Raw genomic sequence first — 22,857 nt, forward strand, 5'->3', positions numbered from 1 at the left:
AGATACAGCCACTCTGGGGGGAATATCGCCCCTATCGTGACAAGAAGTCACGGGGACGGGGAGGTCTGCCATGGGCCTGCGCGACTACCTCGGCGTCGCCAAGAGACATTGGTGGCTGCTGGCGGTCTGGGTCCTCGTCGCGCTCGCCGGCGCCCTGGTCGTGAACCTGCGCACCACCCCGGTGTACGCGGCCCGCGTCACCTTCTTCTTCACGGCTCCGATGGCCGCCGCCGCGGAGCTCTACCCCGCCAGCATGTTCAGTACCGGCCGGCTCGCCACGTACGCCAAGTTGCTCACCAGCGACGAGATAGCGGCACCGCTCGCCGCCCTGCCCGAGGTGGGCCTGTCCGCCACCGAGATGGCCGAGCGGATCACTTCCGAGACGATCGCCGACACGGTCCTGATGGAGGTCACGGTGGAAGACCCGTCCCGGAAACGTGCCCTGTTCGTGGCGCAGAAGCTGTCGGTGCTCTTCAAGGTCGCCGTGGAGAAACTGGAGTGGCAGGCGGCGGGCAACACGTCGGCCATCCGGGTCGAGGTGGTCAACGGGCCGCACCTGGACGCCGACCCGGTCGCGCCGCAGCCGCTGAACAACTTCGCCCTGGCCATGATGGGTGGCTTGATCATCGGCGCCGGCTCCGCCGTGGTCCGCGAGATCGCGGACAGCACCATCCGCAGCGCGGACACCTTGCGTACGCTCGCCAGCACCCCGGTCCTGGCCCGGATCCCGCTCGACGGCCGGGTCCCGATGCGGGCCGGCCCGTTCGTCTCGGCGAAGGACTCACCCCGCACCGAGGCGCTGCGCCAGGTTCGTACCCTGCTCCAGTCGGCCGCCGCCGAGCAGTCGCTGAAGACCCTCGCGGTGACCAGCGCGGTTCCCGGTGAGGGCCGGTCGGCGACCGCGTGCAGCCTCGCGCTGCTCTTCGCCGAGACCGGGCAGCGGGTCCTGGTGGTCGACGCCGAGTTGCGCCGGCCCCGGCTGGCCCGGTTCCTCGGCCAGGAGACCTCGATCGGGCTGAGCACCGTGCTGGCCGGCGGTGCCAGCGTGGACCAGGTCATCCAGCCGTGGGGCGCCGGGCTCTGGCTGCTCGCCGGCGGCCAGTCCCCGCCGAACCCGAGCGAGCTGCTCAGCTCACCGCGGATGACCGAGGTGGTCGACGAGGTACGCCGCCGCTTCGACGTGGTGATCTTCGACTGCCCGCCGCTGCTGCCGGTGACCGACGGCGAGGTCCTGGCCGCCCGCGCCGACGGCACCCTGTTGGTGGTCAGGTACGCGAAGACCACCGGCGCCCAGGTCACCGGCGCGGTCCGGGCCCTGCACGGGGTGAACGCCACACTGCTCGGCTGCGTCCTGAACATGGTGCCGCTCAAGGGCCCGGACGCGTTCCCCAGCTTCGACCACTACACCGGCGGCGCCGCGCCGAAGCGCAAGGGCCGCCGCCGGGCGAACCCGTGGACCCGCGAGGCGCTGGGGGTGGCGGCATGAGCGCGCCGAAGCCGGGGGCACCCGGCAGCTTCAGCACCGAGGCCGAACGCCAGGTCCCGCGCCGGATCGCGGAGATCTTCGAGCGCAGCCCGGACGACCTGCCGGTCCGGCTCGCGAACATGGCCCGGTACGCGCGCCGCGCCCAGGTGACCCGCTTCGCCGCCCTCTACGAGCTGTTCAAGCTGGCGCTGCCGGTGAAGGGATCGATCGTCGAGTGCGGCGTCTTCCGCGGCGCTTCGTTCATGACGTTCGCCCAGCTCAGCGCGGCCCTGGAACCGACAAACCTGACCCGGCGGATCTACGGTTTCGACTCGTTCGGCGGTTTCCCCTCGGTCGCCGAGCAGGACCGGCCGCAGACCACCGAGGTCCGCGCCGGCGACCTCGCGTCGGACAGCTACGACGAGCTGAACCGGCTCCTCGAGGTCTACGACACCGACCGGTTCCTCGGCCATCTGCCGAAGGCCCGGCTGATCCGGGGCGACGTCACCGCGACGATCCCGGCGTTCGTGGCCGAGAACCCGCACCTGGTGATCAGCCTGCTCTTCCTCGATCTGGACCTCTACGAGCCGACCCGGGTGGCGCTGCGACAGCTGCTGCCCCGGATGCCGCGGGGGGCCGTGCTCGCCTTCGACGAGCTGGACAACCCGCTCTGGCCCGGCGAGACGGCGGCGGTGCTCGACGAGATCGGCCTGAACCACCTGGAGCTGCGGCGCTTCGACTTCGACCCGTACATCGGATATGCGGTGCTGCGATGAGCTCCGTGTCCCTGGCGAACGCCGTCCGCGCCGACGTGCTGCGGATGACCAGCACCGGCCGCAGCTCGCATGTCGGCTCCGCGCTGTCCTGCGCCGACATCCTGGCGGTGCTCTACGCCGGCGTGCTGGAGGTCCACCCGGAGAACCCGGACTGGCCGGACCGTGACCGCGTGATCATGAGCAAGGGCCACGCCGGCGCCGCCCTGTACGCGGTCCTCGCCGAGAGCGGCTTCTTCGACCCGGCCGTGCTGCACCGGCACTACCAGAACGGCTCGTACCTGTCCGGGCACGTCAGCCACGTCGGTATCCCGGGCGTCGAGTTCTCCACCGGCTCGCTCGGTCACGGGCTCCCGGTCGGCGCCGGGCTGGCCTGGCGGGCCCGGCAGATCGGCCGGTCCTGGCGCACGTACGTGCTGCTCGGCGACGGCGAGTGCGACGAGGGCAGCATCTGGGAGGCCGCGATGTTCGCCGGCCACCACGAGCTGGCGAACCTGGTCGCGATCGTCGACTACAACCGGATGCAGTCGCTCGGCACCACCGAGGAGACGCTGCGCCTGGAGCCGTTCGCGGAGAAGTGGCGCGCGTTCGGCTGGGACGTCGCCGAGGTGGACGGGCACGACCACGGCCAGCTGGACATCGCGCTGCGGGTGCCGCGCAGCGCCCGCCGCGCCCGGCCGCGCTGCGTGCTGGCGCACACCGTCAAGGGCAAGGGCGTCTCCTTCATGGAGGACCAGGTGCTCTGGCACTACCGGCCGCCGTCACCCGACGAACTCGAACGAGCCCTGGCCGAAATCGGAGTCACCACCGGATGAGGAACCGTTTCTTCTCCGGGCTGCTGACCGCCGCACTTGTCGACCCGGATCTCGTGCTGATCACCGCCGACCTCGGTTTCGGGGCGGTCGACGACTTCGCGGCGGCCCGGCCGGCGCAGTTCGTCAACTGCGGTGTCGCCGAGCAGAACATGGCCGGGCTGGCCGCCGGGATCGCCCTCGGTGGCGGCCGGGTGTTCACCTACTCGATCGCGAACTTCCCGACGCTGCGGTGCCTGGAGCAGATCCGTAACGACATCTGCTACCACCACGCGGACGTGACGGTGGTGGCGGTCGGTGGCGGGCTGGCGTACGGGGCGCTCGGCATGTCGCACCACGCCACCGAGGACCTGGCGATCATGCGGGCCCTGCCCGGGATGGCGGTCGCGGCGCCCGGCGACCCGGCCGAGGTGGACGCGGTCCTGGACGATCTGCTGACCAGCGGCGGTCCCGCGTACCTGAGGCTGGGAAAGACCGGTGAACGGACCGTGCACACCGCCGGGGTGTCCGCGCCGCGAGGCGCGTCGATCTTCGCGAGGGACAACGGCGAGAACAGGGTGCTGCTCTGTTCCACCGGCGCGATCCTCGACGAGGTCAGCGTGGCGGCCGACGACCTCGGCGCGGACGTGCGGTCGTTCCCCTGGCTGGACCCGTTCGATGCGGCGGCGATCCGCGACGCGGCGGCCACCTATCGACTGATCGTCACGGTCGAGGAGCACTCCATCGTCGGCGGCCTGGGCAGCGCCGTCGCCGAGGTGCTCGCCGAGTCGGCGGCGGGCACGCCGCTGCTCCGGATCGCGCTGCCCAACCAGTCGTCCTCGGTCGTCGGGGACCAGCAGTTCCTGCGCACCGCGTTCGAGCTCGACGCCGAGTCGATCAGCCGGCGCGTCCGCAACCACCTGGAGGCGAACCGTGGACTGGCGAGTCAGATTCGTTGACTACCCCGAGCAGTGGCGGCGGCAGCGGGCCGAGCTGCTACCGATCATCGAGGACACCATCGCCCGGGGTGACCTCATGCTCCGGCAGCAGCTTCTCGACTTCGAGGAGCACCTGGCCGCGTTCAACTCCTCGCCCCGGGCGGTCGGGGTGAGCAACTGCACCGACGGGCTGCGGCTGCTCGCGCACGCGCTCGACATCGGGCCGGGCGACGAGGTGGTGAGTGTGGCGCACACGTTCATCGCTACCGTGTCGCCATTCGTGCTGCGCGGCGCGAAACCGGTCTTCGTCGACATCGGCGACGACCATCTGATGGACACGTCGCGGCTGGCCGACGCGGTCACCGAACGGACCAAGGTGATCATTCCGGTGCACCTCAACGGGCGTACCGTCGACATGCACGCGGTCGGCAAGGCCGCCGCGTCGGTGGGGGCCGTGGTCCTGGAGGACGCCGCGCAGGCGCTGGGCGCGACGTTCGACGGCCGGACCGCCGGCACGTTCGGGCTGGCCAGCACCTATTCGTTCTATCCGGCGAAAATGCTCGGCGCGCTCGGCGACGCCGGCGCGGTGCTCACCGGCGACCAGGACCTGGCGAACCGGCTGCTGCGTCTGCGCGACCACGGCCGGGTGCAGAAGGCCGAGATCGACGGCTGGGGTTACAACTGCCGGCTCGACAACCTGCAGGCCGCGATCCTGGACTATCGGCTCAGCAAGCTGGCCGGCTGGATCGAGCGGCGCCGCGAGCTGGCCCGCCGGTACGACGAGCGGCTGTACGACATCGAGGCCCTGCGGATCCCGGTCGGGCCGGACGCCGATCCGCTGCGCCGCGATGTCTACCAGAACTACCCGGTAACCACCGAGGAGCGGGACCGGCTCTTCGAGCATCTGCGCGCCGACGGCATCGAGACCCTGATCTCCTGGCCGATCCCGCTGCACCACCAGCGCGGCCTGGGCCTGGATCACTGGCAGCTGCCGCGCACCGAACAGCTCTGCCGGCAGGTTCTCTCGCTGCCGATGCAGGTGGAGCTGGAGGACTGGCAGGTCGATCACGTCGCGGACAGCGTCCGCCGGTTCTTCGGGGCATAGACACCATGGACCTTCCCTTCCTCAGCGTCGTCATCCCGTGCTGGAACGAGTCCCGGTTCGTGGCCGCGTTTCTCGACTCGGTGCTCGGCAACACGTACCCGGCGGACCGGATGGAGGTGCTGCTCGTCGACGGCATGAGCGCCGACGGCACCCGCGAGATCGTCCGCCAGTACGCCGTCCGTGACCCGCGCATCGTCCTGGTCGACAACCCGGGACACAGCAAGCCGGCCGCGCTGAACCTCGGCATCCGGCAGGCCAGAGGTGACGTGATCATCCGGCTCGACGTGCACGCCGAATACCCGCCGGACTACCTGGAGAGCTGCGTCCGCGGCCTGGTGGAGAACCCGCGGGCGGACAACGTCGGTGGCATCCGGATCTCCCAGGCCCGCGACGACACGCTGCTCGGGCGGGCCATCGCGCTCTCCACGACAAGCGTCTTCGGCGCCGGCAACTCGAAGTACCGGGTCGGTGTGAACGGGCCGCAGTGGGTCGACACCGTCTTCGGCGGCTGTTACCGCAAGTCCGTCTTCGACCGGATCGGCCTCTTCGACGAGCAGCTCACCCGGGCACAGGATCGGGAGTTCAACCAGCGTCTGCGCGCGGCCGGCGGCAGCATCCTGCTGCTTCCGGACATCACCTGTACGTACTACGCGCGCAGCGACTTCCGCGAGTTCGTGTCGTGGACGTTCGAAGCCGGGTACTGGCCGTTCCGCGCCAGCCGCACGGTCGGCCGGTGGATCGGCTCGTGGCGCAACGTCGTACCCATGGGATTCGTCCTGACCCTCGTGGCCGGAGCCGCGGCAGCTCCGGTGAGCCGCACTGCCCGGCGGGTGACCGGCGGGGTGCTCGCCGCCTACGGCCTGACCGCGCTGACGTTCGCGACCCGCCTGGCCCGCAAGCACCACGACCCGGCCCTGGCGCTGGCGATGCCGCCGGTCTTCCTCACCACCCATGTGATCTACGGGGCCGGCTCGATCAAGGGCGCCCTCGAACGCGGACCGGAGCGATCATGAGCGTTCTCCTGCACTACTACCGTGGCCGGGTCGCGCTGCACGCGATCCTGAAGGGCCTGGGCGCCGGTCCCGGCGACGAGATCGTGATCCAGGCGTACACCTGCGCCGCGGTGGTCGAGCCGCTGCTGCGCCTCGGCGTCCGCCCGGTGTACGCCGACATCGCCCGCGACACGTTCGGCATCGACCCGGCCGGACTGGCGGCGCTGCTCACGCCGCGGACCCGGGCCATCGTCGCGCAGCACACGTTCGGCATCCCGGCACCGATGACGGCGATCACCGGGATCGGCCGGTCCGCCGGAGTCCCGGTCGTCGAGGACTGCGCGCACATGACACCCGGGACGGTCACGCCGGGCGGCTCGGTCGCGTCCTTCTGGTCGTACGAGTGGGGCAAGCCTGTCGTCGCCGGCGTCGGTGGCACCGCGGTCGTGCACGACCCGGGCCTGGCCGCCGAGATGCGATCCCGGTATCACCGGTACACCTCACCGCCGCCGCTGCGGGAGGCAATGATGGCGGCCGAATATCTGGCGTACCGGGTCGCTTCCGGCACCGGGATGCTGTGGCGGCTGCGCTCGCTCCACCGGCGGCTCTCCGGCCTCGGCGTAGTGACCGGCTCCTACTCCCCGGACCCTTCCGGGAGCCCCGAGTACGGGTGGCGGATGAGCCGTACCGTGCGGTGGCGCCTGCCGAACCGGATCGACGCGGGCCGGATGCAGGCACACCATCGGCGGCGGGTCACCGGCCAGGACCTGCCCTACGTGCCGCACCGGATCCCGGTGATCGTCGGCGACAAGCAGCGGGTGCTGCGGGAGGCCGCGAAAGCCGGTCTCGAGGTCGGCGACTGGTTCACCACCCCGGTCCACCCGCTGTCCGGGCCGGACCTGGCGGCAGCCGGGTACACCCCCGGGAGCTGCCCGAACGCCGAGTGGGCGGCCGCGCACGTGGTCACCCTCCCGGTACGCCCGGAAACCCGGCACGCCGACATCCAGCATGCCGTGGCCCTGCTCTCCCGGATCGAGGCGAGTGTCGATGCCTGAACGCTTCCGGATCGTCAGCGGCCCATTCACCGAGAAGCAGATCGCCGCGATCGCGCGCCTGCACGCCGGCGAGGTGCCGGACGGCTTCCTCTCCTCGCTGGGTGAGCCGGTGCTGCGCCTGCTGTACCGGCACGCGGCCGGCAGCCGCCTCGGCGTGGTGCTGCTCGCCGAGAGCGTCGAGACCGGCGAGCCGCTCGGGTACATCTGCGGCGCCACCGACACGTCCGCGCTGTTCGCCGAGTTCGTCCGGCGGCGGTGGCCATTGGCCGTACCCACGATCGTGCCGCGGCTGATGCACCCGGCTCGCGCCTTCCGGATGCTGGAGACGCTCGCCTATCCGGGGTCGTCGGACGCCGGGCTGCCGCGCGCCGAGATCATGAATTTCGTGGTGGTGCCGTCGATGCGCGGGTCCGCGGTGGCGACTCGGCTCTTCGAGCATCTGATGCGGTCGTTCACCGATCGGGGCGTGCCGGCCGTGAAGGTGGTGACCGGGGAGCAGCAGCGGCGGGCGCACGGGTTCTACGAGAAGTCGGGCAGCGTGCTGCACGGTCGCACGGCGATCCACCGAGGCCACCAAAGCCGGATATATATCCATACGCTCAGCCCGACGAGTGACTACGCTCCGCCTGTGGGGAAGGTACGACACGACGCGGTGAAAAGGGCGATGGACATCGCCGTCGCCTCCGCCGTGCTCACCGCCACCGCGCCGGCCGGCCTCGTCGTCGCGTGGCGGATCAAGCGCGAGGACGGCGGCCCGGTCTTCTACCGGGGCACCCGCGTCGGCCGGTACGGGCAGCCGTTCGGCATGCTCAAGTTCCGCAGCATGGTGATCGACGCGGCCCGGCTCGGCGGTCCGTCCACGGCTGACGACGATCCGCGGCTCACGCGTACCGGGAAGTTTCTGCGCCGATGGAAACTCGACGAGCTGCCGCAGATGGTCAACGTGCTGATCGGCGACATGAGCCTGGTCGGGCCGCGTCCGCAGGTGCCGTCCGACGTGCAGCGATACACGACCGAGGAGATGCGGCTGCTCGACGTGCGGCCGGGCGTCACCGACTGGGCGTCGATCGTCTTCCACGACGAAGGTGCCATCCTCGCCGGGCACGCGGACGTGGATCAGGCGTACGACGACCTGATCCGGCCTGGGAAGATCGCGCTCGGTCTCGCGTACGTGGCGAACCGGGGCCTCGGCACCGACCTGCGCATCCTCGCGCTCACCGCGCTCGCCCTGGCCGGTTACCGCCGCACCACCGAGCTCCTCCAGCGCGACGTCCCTCTCGATCTGGCCCACGTGCGACGTTGAGGCTGCTCCGCGCGATTCCCGATGCGGTGCGACGTGATTACGCCGCGACGTTGCTCTCGCAGTGGTTCGTGCTCGGCATCGGCCTGTTCCTCTTCTACGTCGTAGCTCGCCGTGGCGGCGTCGCCGGCTTCGCCTACTACCAGATCGCCCGCGGCGTGGTCAGCTCGTTCCAGCCGCTAGCCATGATCGGAATGGGACAGGGCCTCCACCGCTTCCTGCCCCGGGCCAGCGTCGGGACCGAACGCCTCGCCCTGCAGGCCTTCCTCGCCCAAGCCGGCGTCGCGATCGGGCTAACGCTCATCGGCGTCGCGCTCGGCCCGCAGGTCAGCGGCCTTCTCGGCCTACCCGGCGGCACCGGCGCGGTCGCCGCCATCATGATCATGCTGGTCGGCAACTGCCTCTGCTCGATGGCTGTCGCCGCGCTGCGCGGCACCCATCAGATCGCCCGCGCGAACACCATCTCCGCTGTCGGTTTCGGTCTCATCCCGGTCCTGGTCTTCCCTCTCGCGGACCGCGTCGACGACTTCCTGCTGCTACAGGGCTCCGGCATGACGCTGGTCGCCGCCTGGGGAACGCTCACTGTCCGTCACCGGTCGCCGGCTCCGCCGGCCCCTGCCGGGTCCAGGCCCGATCCCACCTTGCGCACCTTGATCGGGTACGGAATCCGACGGCTGCCCGGGGACATGGCCCTGCCCGCCCTGTTCACCTATCCCACCTTCGCCGTTGCCGTCGCCTTGCCCGGTGGACCGGAGGCCGGATACGTCGGCTTCGCCTCCTCCGCGGTGACCCTGATCTGCTCGCTGTTCGGCACGCTGACGCCGGTCCTGCTGCCCCGGCTGAGCCGGCTCTTCCACGCGGATCCTTCGGCCGGAGGTGGTGACACCAGCCGGATGCTGGTCCGGCTCCCGATGTACGCGGCCGTGCTCGCCGCCGTGGCCGCCGCCCTGCTCCATGTCTTCGCGCCGGCGCTGGTGGCCGGATTCCTCGGCCCCGAGTTCAGCGCCGCCGCCGATGTGGTGCGGATCAGCGCGGTCGCGGCGATCCCGCTTGCCATGTTCTACGCGGCCCGGCCCACTCTCGACGCGCTGCTCGACCGGCCCGCGATCAGCCGTCTGCTGCTCGGCTGCTTCGTCATCCAGGTGGTGCTGACCCACGCCGGCCAGCTGGTGCTGCCCGCGTCGACGGCCGCCGTCCTCGCCTTCTGCCTCGCCGCCACCGTTCTCGGGTTCCGCGCCGAACGGCTGGTGGTCCGCGCCCTCGGTCCTTCTTTTTCCGGGCGGCAGCCATGACTTCGTACTTCGAGAACCTGCCGCCGGCCCGGCCGAAGCCGGGCGGTGTCGTGGTGCTCGCGTTCATCGCGACCCTGGCCGGCCGGTTCGTGCTGACCCGGCTCGGCCTCGACGTCCCGGTGATCAACGACGTCCGGGTGCTGCTCTACCTCGCTCTGACCCTGTGCCTGCTGCTGGAGGCACACCGGATCGGCCCGGCCGGCAAGACCGCCGGCGGGTACGCCGTCCTGCCGATCTTCGGCCTGCTCGGTTATCAGATCCTGTCCGCCGCGTGGGTGCCATCTGGCGCGGTCACCGGCCCGATGATCGGCGACCTGGCCGCCACCGCGTTCCTGATCCTGGTCTACTACACGCTCGCGCACTGGGACCGTGACCACGTCACCCGGATGACCCTGTACCTGTTCCACATCGCCGCCTGGGTCTACTTCCTGGCCGCCGCGTCCGGCCGTGGGCATGCCTCCAACGGCCGGTGGGCGGCCCTCGGTGGCGGCCCCAACGTCTTCGTCCGCGTCATGTTCCTGGGTTGCATCACGTCGCTGTACCTGTACTTCCGCAGCGGCCAGAAGCTGTACTGGCTGATGCCGATCCCGGCCTTCGTGTTCGGGGCACTGGCCTCCGGCTCCCGCGGCGGCCTGGCGGCGATCGCCATCACCGGCGCCATCGCGATCGTGGCGATCCGGCCCAAGCCGCGCTGGAACCAGCTCGCGAAACCGCTGGGCTTCCTGGTTGTCCTCTCCATCATGGTGGCGCTGACCGCCGGCCCGGTGATCGCCGACTTCGTGCAGACCCGCTTCGTCGACGCCACCGTCGGCCAGGGATACACCTCCGACCGTGACGTGCTGTTCGCCTGGGCGCTGCGACTGTTCTGGCAGCGCCCGCTCTTCGGCACCGGCATCAACGGCTTCCACGCCATCGCGAACCTCGGCGAAGGCGAACGCTACGTCCACAACCTCCCGCTCTCGGTCGCCGCCGAGGGTGGTTTCGTCGGGCTGACGCTGCTCGGGCTGGCGTGGTTCGGGCTCTGGCACGCGTACATCCGTACGCCCCGCGCGCAGCGCAGCAGCGAAGCCCGCACCTCCGCATACTGCGGCATCTTCATCGGCGCGACCTGCTTGTTCTCGGGCGACTACTTCGACGCCCGGATCATGTGGATCATGCTGGTGCTGGCGGCGGTCCACCAGGCCCACCCACCAGGGGCGGTACCAGCCGATAGGATCAGCCACCCATGGAGCCGAGCCTCAACCTGATCCGAGTCCCGGCGGGGCTGGTGACGCTGTCCGACCGCCGAAGCTCCCGCCGCTGGTCAGTGGAGGTCGCCGCCTTCCAGCTGTCCGCGATCCCCTTGACCGCGTCGTCATCGTTGCCGCTCGTGAACGTCTCGTGGTGGGACGCGGTCCACCTCTGCAACGAGCTGTCAGCGCGGGACGGGCTGACGCCGGCCTACCGCCTGCTCCCGCCAACGCCCGCCCAGCCCCCGCCGGCCCAGCCCTCGCCCGCCCAGCCCTCGCCCGCCCAGCCCCCGCCGGCCCAGCCCCCGCCGGCCCAGCCACCGCCCGCCCAGCCCTCGCCCGCCCAGCCCCCGCCGGCCCAGCCACCGCCCGCCCAGCCCCCGCCGCTGTCCCCAACAGGCCCGGTGATCCGCAACGCCCCGCTCGGGGGTGCTCGCAGGCGAGACGGTCTGGGTTTCGGCACTGTGGGTCCCGGGGCTTTGGGTCCCGGGGCTTTGGGTCTCGGCGCTTTGGATCCCGGCGCTCTGGGACCCGGCGCGTTTATGACCGGCGCTGGCGCGGTCGGCACTGGCGCGGTCGGCGCTGGCGCGGTCGGCGCTGGCGCGGTCGGCACTGGCGCGGTCGGCGCTGGCGCGGTCGGCGCTGGCGGGGATGGGGACGGCATTGTCTGGGACCGGAGCGCCGACGGATACCGGCTGCCCACCGAAGCCGAGTGGGAACATGCCTGCCGAGCCGGCACAACCGGCCCTCGATACGGCCCACTCGACGACATCGCCTGGCACCGAGCCAACTCCGGCGACCGCATCCACCCACCCGGCGGCAAAGAACCCAACGCCTGGGGCCTGCACGACATGCTCGGCAACGCCTGGGAGTGGTGCTGGGACCGATACGACCCCGAGATCTACGGCGAATACCGCGTCCTGCGAGGCGGCGGCTGGTTCGACGAACACTGGAGCTGCCGAGCCTCAGTCCGCCGCCGAAGCCACCCCGACCTGACCCTGGACGACATAACGTTCCGCCCGGCCCGCACCCTCCCCACCTGACCACCCGGAGGCCAGGTCCGGCTGACTGTCAGTGCTGCCTCGCGGGCGTTTTCGCAACGTCGTTTCCACCAAGCCTGCCGAGTCCGGGCGCATTCGCGACCGAATAGTGCGATCAGCACCGAATACTGCTATCGGCACCGAATTAGTGCGATCGGCACCGAATTAGTGCGATCCGCACTGAATAGTGCGATCCACGCTCCAAACCGACACGCTCCGGGCAACCGAACGCACCGGGCAGCGAACGCACCGGCGACCGACCCGACACCAGCGGACACATAGCGGCGCGGCCGCGTAGTCCGCAGCACACACTGACGCCGATCCACATAGACCCAGGAACACGCAATCACTCCGTGCGCCCTGATCACGGCTATGGCACCGACGAGGTCACACGCAACCGATCCGTGTGTCCTCGTCACTGCTCAGGCTCACCGTGTGCCTCTGTCCATGCGAGCCAGACACCCACCGTGTGCCTCTGTCCATGCGAGCCAGACGCCCACCGTGTGCCTCTGTCCATGCGAGCCAGACGCCCACCGTGTGCCCCCGTCCATGCGAGTCAGACACCCACCGTGTGCCCAAGCCCCGCCGAACCGAACGCCCACCGTGTGCCCGGGGCTCGGCAAGACACCAACCCACCGTGGGCTCCCGCCGACGTAAAACGCAGCCCCGCCAGCCCCACCACCCCCCGTCAGAGGCGGCGGATCACGCAGACCACCTTGCCCAGCACCACCGCTTCATCACCCGGAATAACCTGATAAACCGGGTTCCGCGGCACCAACTCCACCCGGCTCCCCCGCCGCCGCAACACCTTCACCGTCGCCTCGCCCTCGATCATCGCCGCCACGATGTCGCCGTTCTCCGCGACCGGCTGCTGCCGCACCACCACGACATCCCCGTCGCAGATCGCGGCATCGATCATCGAGTCGCCCTTGACGTTCAGCGCGAAGAACGTCCCGTGCCCGACCATCCCGGCCGAAACCGTGAGGTGATCCTCCACGTTCTCCTCGGCGAGGATCGGCGTGCCGGCGGCGATGGCCCCGAGCACCGGAACACTGATGGTCCGGTCCGTCGACGGGGTCCGGACGTCGACAGCCCGTGACCCGTGCGGTTCGCGGCGCAGCAGGCCGTGCCGTTCGAGGACTTTGAGATGGTGCGTCACCGAGGAGGGCGAGACCAGACCGACCGCCGCGCCGATCTCCCGGACGGTCGGCGGGAAACCACGGTCGCGGATGGACTCGTGGATGACGGCCAGGATCCGCTCCTGCTTGGCGGTTATCGGGCGTTTCGGTCCCTCACCGCTGTCGATGCTCATGTGCCGCACCTTACCCCACGATTAGATCAGATGTACTAACCGTGACCGAAACCGCACGTTAGAGGGAAGGCCATGACCCTCGATCGAGGGTTGCCGCCACTGCGGCGGCGAGCATCACCCCGGCGAGCACCCAGATCGCGGTGACCGGCCCGGCCGCGGTCAGCAGGAACCCCGCGCCGAGCGACCCGAGCGGCATGACTCCCCAGGTCAGCGTGGCGCCCGCACTCATCACCCGGCCCAGCAGGTGATTGGGGACGAGCAGGGTCGCGTACGTAAATATCATGACGTTCCACAGCGGGCCGACGAACGCGCACAACGCACCGACCGCGCCGAGCCACAGCGGCCCGGCATCCACCACGAACAGCGGCAACAGCAGCGCCCACACCCAGTTGATGCCGATGATCAGGACACGCGGCGTCACCATCCGATGCAGCCGGGTGGCCGCGAGCGCACCCACCAGGCCCCCGGTGCTGTAGAGCCCGAGCATCAGCCCGATCTCGAAATCCGAAGCGCCGGCCCCCTGCGCCCGCACGACCAGGACCAGCACCAGCGCCTGAAAAACCAGGTTGCTCACCGCCATCAGCGCGAGCGCGAGCCGGACGACCCGCTGCCCCCACATCCATCGCAGCCCGGTCAGCGCCGCACGCCAGACCGGCTCGGTGACCGCCGGCGCCGGCTCCTGCAGGTCGCGTCGCAGAAAGATCAGGCTCACCGCGGCGATCAGGTAGGAGATCCCGTCGACCAGGAACGGCAGCGCCCGGTCGACGCCGAAGAGCATTCCGCCGAGCGGCGGACCGGCCAAGCTGCTGCCGCGACTCCGGGCTTCATTGTGGGCAATTGCCGAGGGTACGCACGAAGCAGGCACAACACGGGGCAACGCCGCCCGCTCCGCCAGCCCGAAGAAGACGAAGCACAGCCCCTGAACGAACACGACAAAGCACAGTTGCGCCGTGGTCAGCAGCCCCGACCAGATCGCGAGCGGCACCGTGAGCAGCGTCAACCCGGCCACGACTTCACTGATCAGCAGGATCTTCCGGCGGTCCCACCTGTCGACCAGCGGCCCGGCCGGCAGATTGGCGAGCAGGTGCGGAAGGGTCCCCGCCGCCCCGACAAGCCCCGCATCGGCGGGGGAACCGGTCGTCGCCAGCACCAGCAGCGGCGTCGCGGTGGCGCTGATCTGCGCACCGAGCCCGGACACCACCTGACCACCCCAGAGCAGCGTGAAGTCCCGGTTCCGCCAGAGCGACACCGCCTCCGCCGACTGCCCGGCCGGCGCGGTCATCCGGCGGCCTCCGTCGAAGAAGACGCGACTCCCAGCGAAGAAGCCGCAGCCTCCGGCGAAGAAGCCACAGCCTCCGGCGAAGGAGACGCAGCCTCCGGCGTCGGGAAAGCATGGAACAGCACCGTGATCGGCCGGGCACCGGCGGGCAGCTCGTCCGGCGTCCGGTGCCAGCGGTTGAGGAACGCGATGTACTCCTCACCGAACCTCTCCAGCTCCTCGGCGGTGAGCACGGTCGCGCCGAACGAGTGCTGGGCCGCCGCGGCGAACTCGCCGTAGGATGCCCGGTCGGTCAGGTACGTGGTGAGGTCACGGTCGGCGCGTTCCAGCCACTGCCGGCCGATCTCCTCCACGACGGCCCCCACATCCGGATTCGCGAAGTCCCGGGGCAGCCGCAGGTCCTGCGGAACGAACTTCCAGTACTTGCGCCGTCCCGCCGACAGTGCGGCGTCCTCCTCGATGAACCCGTACCGCGCCAGTTGTCGCAGGTGGTAGCTGGTGGCGCCGCGGTCGGCGTCGAACTCGACGGCCAGGTCGGCGGAGGTGGCCGGCCCGTGCCGATGGAGCCGGGTGAGCATCCGCTGACGGAGCGGATGAGCGAACGCCTTGAGGGTGTCCATGTCGGACAGCAGCCGGGCTGGCATATCGACCATGATGAGAAGCTATCAATGCAAAGACATCTTCTCAATGAATCTATAAAGAAAACTTACGACTCACCGGACGAAGAGTAGGAACAGGCCCGCCCAGGTGCACCCGATCATGAAGATGACCATCGGCAGCTCGTCGGCGAGCGTCGCCAGCACCGGCCGATCCGGCGACTCGGCGAGCGCCTGGTCGTGCGCGATGATCACGCCCAGCGCGTGACCGATCAGGATCAGCGCGATCTGCGCGCCGGCGATCACTGAGGGCACCGGGGCGACGTCCCAGGTCACCCCGTCGGCGATCCCCCACTGCTGGACCAGCAGCAACAGTCCGCGAGGGCCCTCCACGAGCAGTGACGAAAGGTAGTGGGCGAGGGTGTAACCGACGGCGATCGGAATCAGCGAGGCGGTCACGTCGAGACGGCCGGCCACCCGCTGGACAGCGAGGAACACCAGCCCGCAGATCGCGACCAGCGCACCGGTGGCGTACCCGTCCGGGTGGCCCGCACGCTGCACGAACGTGGCCCAGGCCGGTGACGCCGACGCGCTGTCGAAGACCGTCGAGCCCCACCAGACGGCGAGGAAGGCACCGAGGGCTCCGGCCGGGACGCCGGAGAACGCGAAGACCCGGGGACTCAGACGCCCGGCCAGATCCGAGTAGACCTCGAAGCAGTCACCCCGGGCGAACCAGTCCTCACCGCGTACCGTCGCGCAGGCGAGCTGCGTCACCGCGTACCCAAGAATGAACGCACCGACCGTGACCGGATCGCCATGATGGGGTGCGACGAGCTCGAACCAGACGAAGAGCAGCAGAAACGCAGCCGCGGGCCAGGAGTCGAGGGCGCTGCCGAGCGGACGAGGCGCAAGCGGGCGCAGCCCGCGACGCGGCAGGCGCAGAAGCGCGAAGAGGGTGCGCAACGGGTTGACCGCGCGCCACACAGGTCCGAAAACGACACTGATCAGCACCAGGCCGACCCAGAGCCAGACGAAGAGCGCGTGCGCGGCCGGGTTCGTGCCGCTGGGTGGGCCGAGGAACGCGTTGACCAGCACGTAGAGGGCCAGGATCAGCACCGGCCAGCGGAGTTTTCCCGCCGGGACGCGCCTGACGATCCGTGACGACAGGCGCGGGCGGCGCCACCAGAACGCCGCGATCAGAAACGACAGGACGACAGTGGCGGCGCCGGCCTGCAGCACCAGGTCGAGCGGGAGCGGCAGATCGGCGGAACTGCCGACACCGTGAGCGACGATCACCGAACGTCGATCTGCAACAGCAGCGTCTCCGGATGCGCCTCCACATCGAACAGCCCAGCACGGTCAGCGACGAAAAGCACGCACGCCGGCTGCCCGATCCGCACCGGATAGACCAGGTCATAGCCATGAACATGCACCTCGGTCGGCACGTCCGCGCTCACACCGAGCAACACCGGACTCCCCGTCGGCACCGACACCCGATGCGGCGCAGGCTCCGCGCGCCCCTCACGCAGAGCGACATTCAGGGGTACGGCATCAGGCGCTGCCGACCCACAGGTGGACGGAACCGCCGCCACCGGCGTGGTGCGGGTGCAGCCGCCGAGGACCAGGATCCCGACGAGCAGCAGGGCCGTGGGCTGGCGGGCGAGCGTACGCAGAACGCCCGCTCCCGCGACCGCGACGCCCGCGCCGAGGCCGAGCGCCAGAACGACGAGGAAACGTTCGACGATCGCGGGCCCGGCGAACGGCAGCACCGCCCGGTGGAACGAGGTCACGTCCGGCAGTACGAACACCGCGGTCAGGGCCGCGCCGCCGCAGACCGCGAGGACACCGGCGGGCCGGCCACGGAAAGCGGTCACCGCCCCACCGATGATCAGCGGCCAGGCGAGCAGGTTGATCCCGGCGGCGCTGAGGAACGTCCCGGCCGGCGGCGCCGACTCGACGGCGAGCGTGGAACCGGCGACGTGCCCGATCGACGCGCCGGCGGCTACCAGCCCGGCCGAACAGAGCAGCAGATCACCCCTGGTCAACCGGCGTGCCGCGAGGATGACGGCGGCCGCGACGAGGACCGCCGACACCCACCAGATCAGCGGGATCGGCGGCTGTTCGCCGGTGAGCACGCCGCTGACCGTGACGGTAGTACCGCCGACATCCAGCGGAATGGTCCAGCCGACGGTCTGACCTGCGGCGATCCGGCGGCCCTCCGGCGTGACCCGGCTGTCGATCCAGGTCACGTCCGCCCCCGGCGCGATGGCCGCCGGCACCTTGCCTGTCGTGTCCGGAGCCGGCGTGATCATTTCGCCGGTGCCGTTGACCAGCCGGATCCGCGCGCCGTTCTCGATCGTGACGACGCGCAGTCCCGGAACCGCCGGCGTCACCGCGACGACCCGGCTCCGGGAGTCGGTCGCGGTGAGGCCACCGGCGTGTGCGTGCGCCGGGGCCGGCGCCGCCAGCAGGGTGATCGCGAACGCGAGGAGCGCGAGAAGTGCCTTCACTCGGCTTGCAGGTACTGCACGCTCCGCGCGACCAGCACGGTGGCCGCCCCGGTGAGTGCGGTGTAGAGCAGCAGCCCGCTGACGATGTGGATGTTGAATCCGACGCTGCCCTCTTCGATCTTGCCGACGACCAGGACGGATCCCCAGGCAAGCGGCGGGGCGAGCAGGCCAAGCAGGATCCACCGGGCGTTGACCGGCAGGCGTACGAAACGGTTCGCGATGCGGAAACCCGCCTCCAGCACCACCGCGGCGACGGCCAGGGTGAGCGCCGGCCACCACGCGTCCTCCGAGTCGAACATGAGGTGCATCAGCAGCGCCGGGATCGCGATCAGCGCGGTCGGCAGTCCGAGCGGCAGCGCCCACCGGCGTCCGATGATGATCAGCGGGAGCAGCAGCAGGACCGTGCTGAACAGGTAACCGTGCACGAGCTGCGCGTCCGGCGAGAAGATCGGGATCGGCTCGTCGCCGTTGCCCATGCCCAGGTGCCGGAAACCGATCGCGGAGGCGTGCAGCGAGTAGATGTGCACCGGCAGCACCGCGAAGAGCACCGAGACGCCGACCAGCCAGCCGCCACCGAAGCCGAGCGTGCGGCCGGGCAGCGTGGCCTGCATCAACGCCGGCCCCATCGCGACCAGCGCCATGCCCAGGATGATGAACTCGTGGCTCGGGCTGACGAAGATCTCCATGTCCCGCTCGATGCCGAACACGTTGTGCCAGAGGGTGTCCATACCGCCGCCGACCAGCAGCGCGGCCATGCCGGCGAGCGGCAGGCGCAGCGCGTTGGGCAGGGCGAGCAGGCTTTGGTACGTGGGAATGCTCGGCAGCCGGGAGCGCATGATCCAGAGCAGGGTGAACCCGGAAGCGGCGATGCCGGAGTACAGCACGCCGTGCCACGGCGTCCAGAACGTCTCCAGCTCGGGCGTCGTGGCGTGCGCGTACGCGTCGAGCTGGAGCCCGATCACGAGCCAGGCGCTGGCGACGACCAGAACCCAGCGCTCTTTCGCGGTGAACGGCACAGCCTGCTGTGCGGCTGGTGCCCGTTCCACGGACGTCGTCACGGTTACCACTCCTTGTGATCAGAACTCGGCGACGGCACAGTACATCGCCACTGTTACATGATTCGATCGACAGCGGTTGAACGCGGGCTTGCGCACGCCGATAAGGTGTGATCCCGTGGCGAACCTCCGCGAAACGCAGAAGTTGATGACCCGCCGGCTCCTTCTCGATCACGGCCTCGCCCTTTTCCGGGCCAAGGGGTACGCGGCCGCCACGGTTGACGAGATCGCCGCCAGCGCCGGGACCACTCGAACCACGTTCTACCTGCACTTTCCCTCCAAGGCGCAGCTGATGCAGGCCCTGCTCGACGAGGTCATCGAAAAGCTGATCGGCATCGACGACCCGCCGCTTGCCGAGGTGGTCGAGCGCGGCGAACGCCCGCTGGTCGAGGAGTGGCTGAACCGCAAGTTCGACCAGTGGCCCCCGATCGCCCCCTATCTGACAGCCGCGTACCAGGCCGCCGCGATCGAGCCGGAGATCAATGCGGCCCTGACCAAGTGGTTCGACAGCACCACGTCGGCGATGCACGACGGCCTGAACCAGGCCGACCGCTTCGACGCCAACACCAGGCACGTCCGGTCCATGCTGGCATTCGGCCAGTTCGAGTACGTGGCACGGCGCTGGTTCGAGTCGGGCTGGACCTTCGACCGAGCCACCACCCTGACCACGATCACCGACTCCTGGTGCCACCTCCTGATCGATGTAAAGCACGCTTGACATCACGGCGCGAGGCACCCTAGCGTGTCAAGTGTCCTTGACATCGCGGCAAGGGAGGGCACGTGCAAGCAGCAGACGAACTCAAGGCCTCCGCGCAACTCGTTCTCGGTACGCTCATCTGGGCGGCGACCCTGGCCTGGCCTGGATCATCGGCTTCGCGTACGTCGTGGCGGACACGGCCGGCCTGATCACCCGCGACCTCGACCTCGCCCTCTTCCCCGCGCTGATCGGCATCGTCTTCGTGCTCGCCTTCGTCACCGGCAAGTTCCGCTACCGATGAAGAACCGCATCACCGCACTCCGCGCCGAACACGGCTGGACCCAGGCCGACCTGGCCCAGCGAGCCGGCGTCTCCCGCCAGACCATCAACGCCATCGAGACCGGCAAGTTCGACCCCAGCCTCCCCTTGGCCTTCCGCCTGTCCCGGCTCTTCAACCAGAAGATCGAAGACCTCTTCGACGACGAACCCTGACCCGGCCGGCGGTGACTCTCACTCTGCGGCGAAGCGGTGGGCGAGGGCTCGGTGGTGGGCTGCCGCTTCGGTTGCCTGGGCTGCTGACAGAGGGCTGCCCGGCATCGCCCCGAAGGACTCGACCTGGATGGCCAGCTGGGTGTGTGCGTGGCAGGCGAAACGGCGGCAGGCGAGGCAGGTGACGCTTTCCGGGCGTACCGAAGTCATGGCCCTGGGCACCTCCTGGCCGCAACCGGTGCGCACGGTCGGCGGCAAATCGGCCGCCAGGCCGAAAGCCGAAGCGAGGATTCGCCGGGACGCGACCTGACCGCCGAGCTGGGCGTCGACATGGATGTGCGGGTCAGCGGCCATTTCCCACCACCACCGGTCCGGTCGCGTCGGTCGGCAGCCGGAGCTGGTCGCTGGGGCGCTCCCAGATGCGGCTCGGGTCGTTGAGCGGGTCCACGTGCCAGAGCAGGATCGGCACGGTCGCGTCGGCCAGGCGGCCCTGCTGGACCTCGGCCTGCACGCCGGTGGACAGCGTTGTTGGCTTCAGGGTGAGCGCTGTCAGCGGCACCGGCTGGGCGGGCAGCAGGGCGTCGGCCAGCAGCACCGCGTCCCAGGCCGGGATCAGGAAGTTACCCAGGTCGTTGGGGCGGCAGGGCTGGCTCTGCAGTTTCGCGGCGGCGTCCAGGGTGCAGGCGTCGAGGAGCTGGCGGTCGCGAGCGCCGGCGGCCCGGTCGGCGCAGGCGAATGTCTCGCCGGCGCGCAGGCCGAGGACGTCACCGGACCGGTAGATCTGCTCGGTGAGCGTCGTGTACATCTCGGGGCTCAGGTCCGAGCAGCCCGGACCGCCGACGTAGTAGTCGACCGGCCAGTCGGCGTTGCTGACCGCGCGGAGCTGGTAGTTCGCCATGAAGCGGCCCACCGAGCCGTCGGCGATCACCATGTGCGGCCGGGCGTGCCCGCAGACATCCTTGATCCGCTGGACGAAGTCGGCGAACCGGGTCCATCGATCGGCGAAGTAGAGAACCGTGTCCTGCTCACAGGTGATCCCGTCGAGGGAGGCAACGTGCCGCGCGGTGGAGCCGGGTGCGTCCTTCACCGCCGACAGCAGGTCGTTGACCAGCGATGTGGTGTAGAGGTCGGTCGGATTCGGCTGCGCGTAGATGTCCATCTTGAAGCCGTCGGCGAACCGCTGGGACAACCGGGTCACGGTGTCCTTCGCGTAAGCCAGGTTCGCCGGGGCGAGCTGGAGATAACCGGGCCGGTCCACGAACGGTTTGCCCGGGGCGCCCAGGTCGGCGAGCAGGTTCGGCGCGATGAACGGGATCCCGGCGTCGAGGATCCGGTTGATCGCCCGCTGCGTGGTGTCCCGGCTGTCCCCGCCGCCGATCACGACGAGACGTTTGCCGAGCGCCGCCTTGCGTTCGACGATCAGCGCGGCGATGTCGTCGGCGTGGCGTACGTCCTGGGTGGCGTCGGCGATCACCACGTGCACGTTCTTCAGATGGGTCTGGGCGAACAGCAGGGCCCGCAGCTGGTCCCGCTCCGACGGGTAGTCACGGCCGTCCGCGCACTTCGTCTCGTCGCCGGGCAGCGGGTCGCAGGAGAGCGCGCCCATCCACACCACGGTCAGGTCGCCGTCCTTCACCGGCCGGTTGTTCGCGAGGATCGCCCGTTCGAGCTTCACGGTGACCGGGTCCTTGCCGAACCCGGCCGGCACGAACACACCCGGGTCGGCGGTGTCGAGCAGTCCGTAACAGCGGGAGCCGTCGGCGGTCGCCCGCAGCACGGTGATGCCGTTCGAGGTGGGCAGGGTGTAGCAGCTGTGCACGACACCGGGCAGCCAGTCCGCCCTGGTCCAGCCGAGGAAGCTGAGAGTGAGCGTGAGCACCGCGAGGACGACCTGGTGAGTGGCGGTCAATGACGGCAGCTTGATCAGCGAGGTCAGCTTCTCCGACACCAGCACCGGCAGGACCACGGCGGCCACCGACACGGCCAGCGCCCGGGCCTCGGCGCTGCCGCTGAACGCGCTCTCGACGAAGACGGTGGCCGTAGCGAACACCACGGCGGTGCCGCCGATCAGCGCGACCAGCCGCAGGTTCGCACTGAGCAGCGCCGCGACGGCGGCCAGCAGGACCGCTACCAGGATCGTCCAGATGCCGACGTACCCGGTGATGCCGGCGTGCACCACCAGGATCACCAGGGCCAGCACCGCCAGCACCTGAGCCCGGGACCGGTCCGCCAGCAGCGCGGGCAGCGGGGACTCGGGATCCGCCGCTGCGGCTGCCTTGGCGAGGAACGCCCGGATCGCCGAGATCGCGTACCCGATGCCGTAGATGGCGCCGATCGCACCGACCACCAGCACGATCGAGTAGAAGCCGTCGGCTCCGGCGAACAGCACACGCACCACGATGATCGCGGCCAGCAGCACCGCCGCCAGGCGCAGAATCACGTTCACGGTCAGCAGCGAGCGAGGGATTCGGGGCATCGACACCTCTCTGTCTACTATGCACCCAAGGTAGTCGGCCCCCGCCATCACTCAGCCCTGCTTGTCAAAGCTTGCCGAGCTGCTCCTCAAGGCCTGTCGAGCTGTTCCTCCAGGTGGAAAACCTGCTCGAGGACGAGCATCCCCTCGTCCGGGCGTGCGTCCTGCAGGGTCGGGAAGAACTCCGCCATCGCCGCCTGCCAGCGTGCGTTGACCTCGGTTTTCGCCATTGCCTCCTGCGCCGCCGCGAAGTCGTCGGTCTCCAGGAAACCGACGAGCAGTCCGTCCGGCCGCAGGTACAGCCGATAGTCACGCCAGCCGGTGTCAGCGAGCGCCCGCAGCATCTCCGGCCACACCGCGGCATGCACCTCGCGGTAGGCGTCCAGCTTGCCGGGATCCACTTGAAGGGTGAAACACACGCGACTCATGCCAGGCGATTATGCCGCGCTTGCTTGAAACGTTCCAG

Annotated in this window: 21 protein-coding genes and 1 pseudogene; 13 read left to right on the forward strand and 9 right to left on the reverse strand. The window is 69.9% G+C overall.

The window, feature by feature from the left end; all coding sequences use genetic code 11:
• Nucleotides 1-70: 70 nt before the first annotated feature.
• From ACQP2E_RS26295 to ACQP2E_RS26345, 11 genes and pseudogenes are all read left to right on the forward strand, one after another.
• Nucleotides 71-1,486, forward strand: a complete 1,416-nt coding sequence (locus tag ACQP2E_RS26295; protein ID WP_433825612.1) for a polysaccharide biosynthesis tyrosine autokinase — start codon at nt 71-73, stop codon at nt 1,484-1,486.
• Complete coding sequence (locus ACQP2E_RS26300; RefSeq protein WP_433825613.1) at nt 1,483-2,241, forward strand: TylF/MycF/NovP-related O-methyltransferase; 759 nt, start codon at nt 1,483-1,485, stop codon at nt 2,239-2,241. The genes ACQP2E_RS26295 and ACQP2E_RS26300 overlap by 4 nt, the downstream gene beginning before the upstream one ends.
• A complete protein-coding gene (locus tag ACQP2E_RS26305) occupies nt 2,238-3,053 on the forward strand; it encodes a transketolase (protein WP_433825614.1) in 816 nt (271 codons plus the stop codon). Before ACQP2E_RS26300 ends, ACQP2E_RS26305 begins: the two co-directional genes overlap by 4 nt.
• On the forward strand, nt 3,050-3,988 hold the full coding sequence (locus ACQP2E_RS26310) for a transketolase family protein (RefSeq protein ID WP_433825615.1): 939 nt from the start codon (nt 3,050-3,052) through the stop codon (nt 3,986-3,988). The genes ACQP2E_RS26305 and ACQP2E_RS26310 overlap by 4 nt, the downstream gene beginning before the upstream one ends.
• Nucleotides 3,963-5,072, forward strand: a complete 1,110-nt coding sequence (locus tag ACQP2E_RS26315) for a DegT/DnrJ/EryC1/StrS family aminotransferase (protein ID WP_433825616.1) — start codon at nt 3,963-3,965, stop codon at nt 5,070-5,072. The genes ACQP2E_RS26310 and ACQP2E_RS26315 overlap by 26 nt, the downstream gene beginning before the upstream one ends.
• Before the next feature lie 5 nt (nt 5,073-5,077).
• Entirely contained in the window at nt 5,078-6,085 is a 1,008-nt protein-coding gene (locus ACQP2E_RS26320) for a glycosyltransferase family 2 protein (protein WP_433825617.1), read from the forward strand.
• Complete coding sequence (locus tag ACQP2E_RS26325) at nt 6,082-7,119, forward strand: DegT/DnrJ/EryC1/StrS family aminotransferase (RefSeq protein ID WP_433825618.1); 1,038 nt, start codon at nt 6,082-6,084, stop codon at nt 7,117-7,119. The genes ACQP2E_RS26320 and ACQP2E_RS26325 overlap by 4 nt, the downstream gene beginning before the upstream one ends.
• Nucleotides 7,112-8,422, forward strand: coding sequence for a GNAT family N-acetyltransferase (locus tag ACQP2E_RS26330; RefSeq protein ID WP_433825619.1), 1,311 nt, complete (start codon nt 7,112-7,114; stop codon nt 8,420-8,422). The genes ACQP2E_RS26325 and ACQP2E_RS26330 overlap by 8 nt, the downstream gene beginning before the upstream one ends.
• A 26-nt stretch (nt 8,423-8,448) precedes the next feature.
• Nucleotides 8,449-9,711, forward strand: coding sequence for a lipopolysaccharide biosynthesis protein (locus ACQP2E_RS26335; protein ID WP_433825620.1), 1,263 nt, complete (start codon nt 8,449-8,451; stop codon nt 9,709-9,711).
• Nucleotides 9,708-10,958, forward strand: a complete 1,251-nt coding sequence (locus tag ACQP2E_RS26340; RefSeq protein WP_433825621.1) for an O-antigen ligase family protein — start codon at nt 9,708-9,710, stop codon at nt 10,956-10,958. The genes ACQP2E_RS26335 and ACQP2E_RS26340 overlap by 4 nt, the downstream gene beginning before the upstream one ends.
• 644 nt (nt 10,959-11,602) lie before the next feature.
• Nucleotides 11,603-11,983, forward strand: a pseudogene (locus tag ACQP2E_RS26345) (formylglycine-generating enzyme family protein); the annotation flags it as partial.
• Between the two features lie 685 nt (nt 11,984-12,668).
• Here ACQP2E_RS26345 and lexA read toward each other — a convergent pair.
• Genes lexA through ACQP2E_RS26375 form a run of 6 tightly spaced genes read right to left on the reverse strand, consistent with a single transcriptional unit; the run spans nt 12,669 to nt 18,735 of the window.
• A complete protein-coding gene (gene lexA / locus ACQP2E_RS26350) occupies nt 12,669-13,292 on the reverse strand; it encodes a transcriptional repressor LexA (protein ID WP_433825622.1) in 624 nt (207 codons plus the stop codon).
• A gap of 58 nt (nt 13,293-13,350) precedes the next feature.
• Nucleotides 13,351-14,574, reverse strand: a complete 1,224-nt coding sequence (locus ACQP2E_RS26355; RefSeq protein ID WP_433825623.1) for an MFS transporter — start codon at nt 14,572-14,574, stop codon at nt 13,351-13,353.
• On the reverse strand, nt 14,571-15,224 hold the full coding sequence (locus ACQP2E_RS26360; protein WP_433825624.1) for a helix-turn-helix domain-containing protein: 654 nt from the start codon (nt 15,222-15,224) through the stop codon (nt 14,571-14,573). Before ACQP2E_RS26360 ends, ACQP2E_RS26355 begins: the two co-directional genes overlap by 4 nt.
• Nucleotides 15,225-15,284: 60 nt before the next feature.
• Nucleotides 15,285-16,463, reverse strand: a complete 1,179-nt coding sequence (locus tag ACQP2E_RS26365; protein WP_433825625.1) for a hypothetical protein — start codon at nt 16,461-16,463, stop codon at nt 15,285-15,287.
• On the reverse strand, nt 16,460-17,677 hold the full coding sequence (locus tag ACQP2E_RS26370) for a hypothetical protein (RefSeq protein WP_433825626.1): 1,218 nt from the start codon (nt 17,675-17,677) through the stop codon (nt 16,460-16,462). The genes ACQP2E_RS26365 and ACQP2E_RS26370 overlap by 4 nt, the downstream gene beginning before the upstream one ends.
• Nucleotides 17,674-18,735, reverse strand: a complete 1,062-nt coding sequence (locus ACQP2E_RS26375; protein ID WP_433825627.1) for a hypothetical protein — start codon at nt 18,733-18,735, stop codon at nt 17,674-17,676. Before ACQP2E_RS26375 ends, ACQP2E_RS26370 begins: the two co-directional genes overlap by 4 nt.
• A 115-nt stretch (nt 18,736-18,850) precedes the next feature.
• Here ACQP2E_RS26375 and ACQP2E_RS26380 point away from each other — a divergent pair, with 115 nt between their 5' ends.
• Together ACQP2E_RS26380 and ACQP2E_RS26385 are read left to right on the forward strand one after the other, a co-directional pair.
• Nucleotides 18,851-19,450, forward strand: coding sequence for a TetR/AcrR family transcriptional regulator (locus ACQP2E_RS26380; protein ID WP_433825628.1), 600 nt, complete (start codon nt 18,851-18,853; stop codon nt 19,448-19,450).
• Between the two features lie 276 nt (nt 19,451-19,726).
• Nucleotides 19,727-19,921: a helix-turn-helix transcriptional regulator gene (locus ACQP2E_RS26385; RefSeq protein WP_433825629.1), complete on the forward strand. Its 195-nt coding sequence runs from the start codon at nt 19,727-19,729 to the stop codon at nt 19,919-19,921.
• A gap of 18 nt (nt 19,922-19,939) precedes the next feature.
• On the opposite strand, the gene ACQP2E_RS26390 is transcribed toward ACQP2E_RS26385, so the two are convergent.
• From ACQP2E_RS26390 to ACQP2E_RS26400, 3 genes are all read right to left on the reverse strand, one after another.
• Nucleotides 19,940-20,272 (reverse strand): hypothetical protein, encoded by a 333-nt coding sequence (locus ACQP2E_RS26390; RefSeq protein ID WP_433825630.1) that lies wholly within the window; start codon nt 20,270-20,272, stop codon nt 19,940-19,942.
• Nucleotides 20,262-22,394, reverse strand: coding sequence for a hypothetical protein (locus ACQP2E_RS26395; protein ID WP_433825631.1), 2,133 nt, complete (start codon nt 22,392-22,394; stop codon nt 20,262-20,264). Before ACQP2E_RS26395 ends, ACQP2E_RS26390 begins: the two co-directional genes overlap by 11 nt.
• An 86-nt stretch (nt 22,395-22,480) precedes the next feature.
• Nucleotides 22,481-22,819 (reverse strand): L-rhamnose mutarotase, encoded by a 339-nt coding sequence (locus ACQP2E_RS26400; protein WP_433825632.1) that lies wholly within the window; start codon nt 22,817-22,819, stop codon nt 22,481-22,483.
• Between the last annotated feature and the right edge of the window lie 38 nt (nt 22,820-22,857).

The sequence above is a fragment of the Actinoplanes sp. CA-015351 genome (assembly GCF_050955685.1).
Classification (GTDB): Bacteria; Actinomycetota; Actinomycetes; order Mycobacteriales; family Micromonosporaceae; genus Actinoplanes.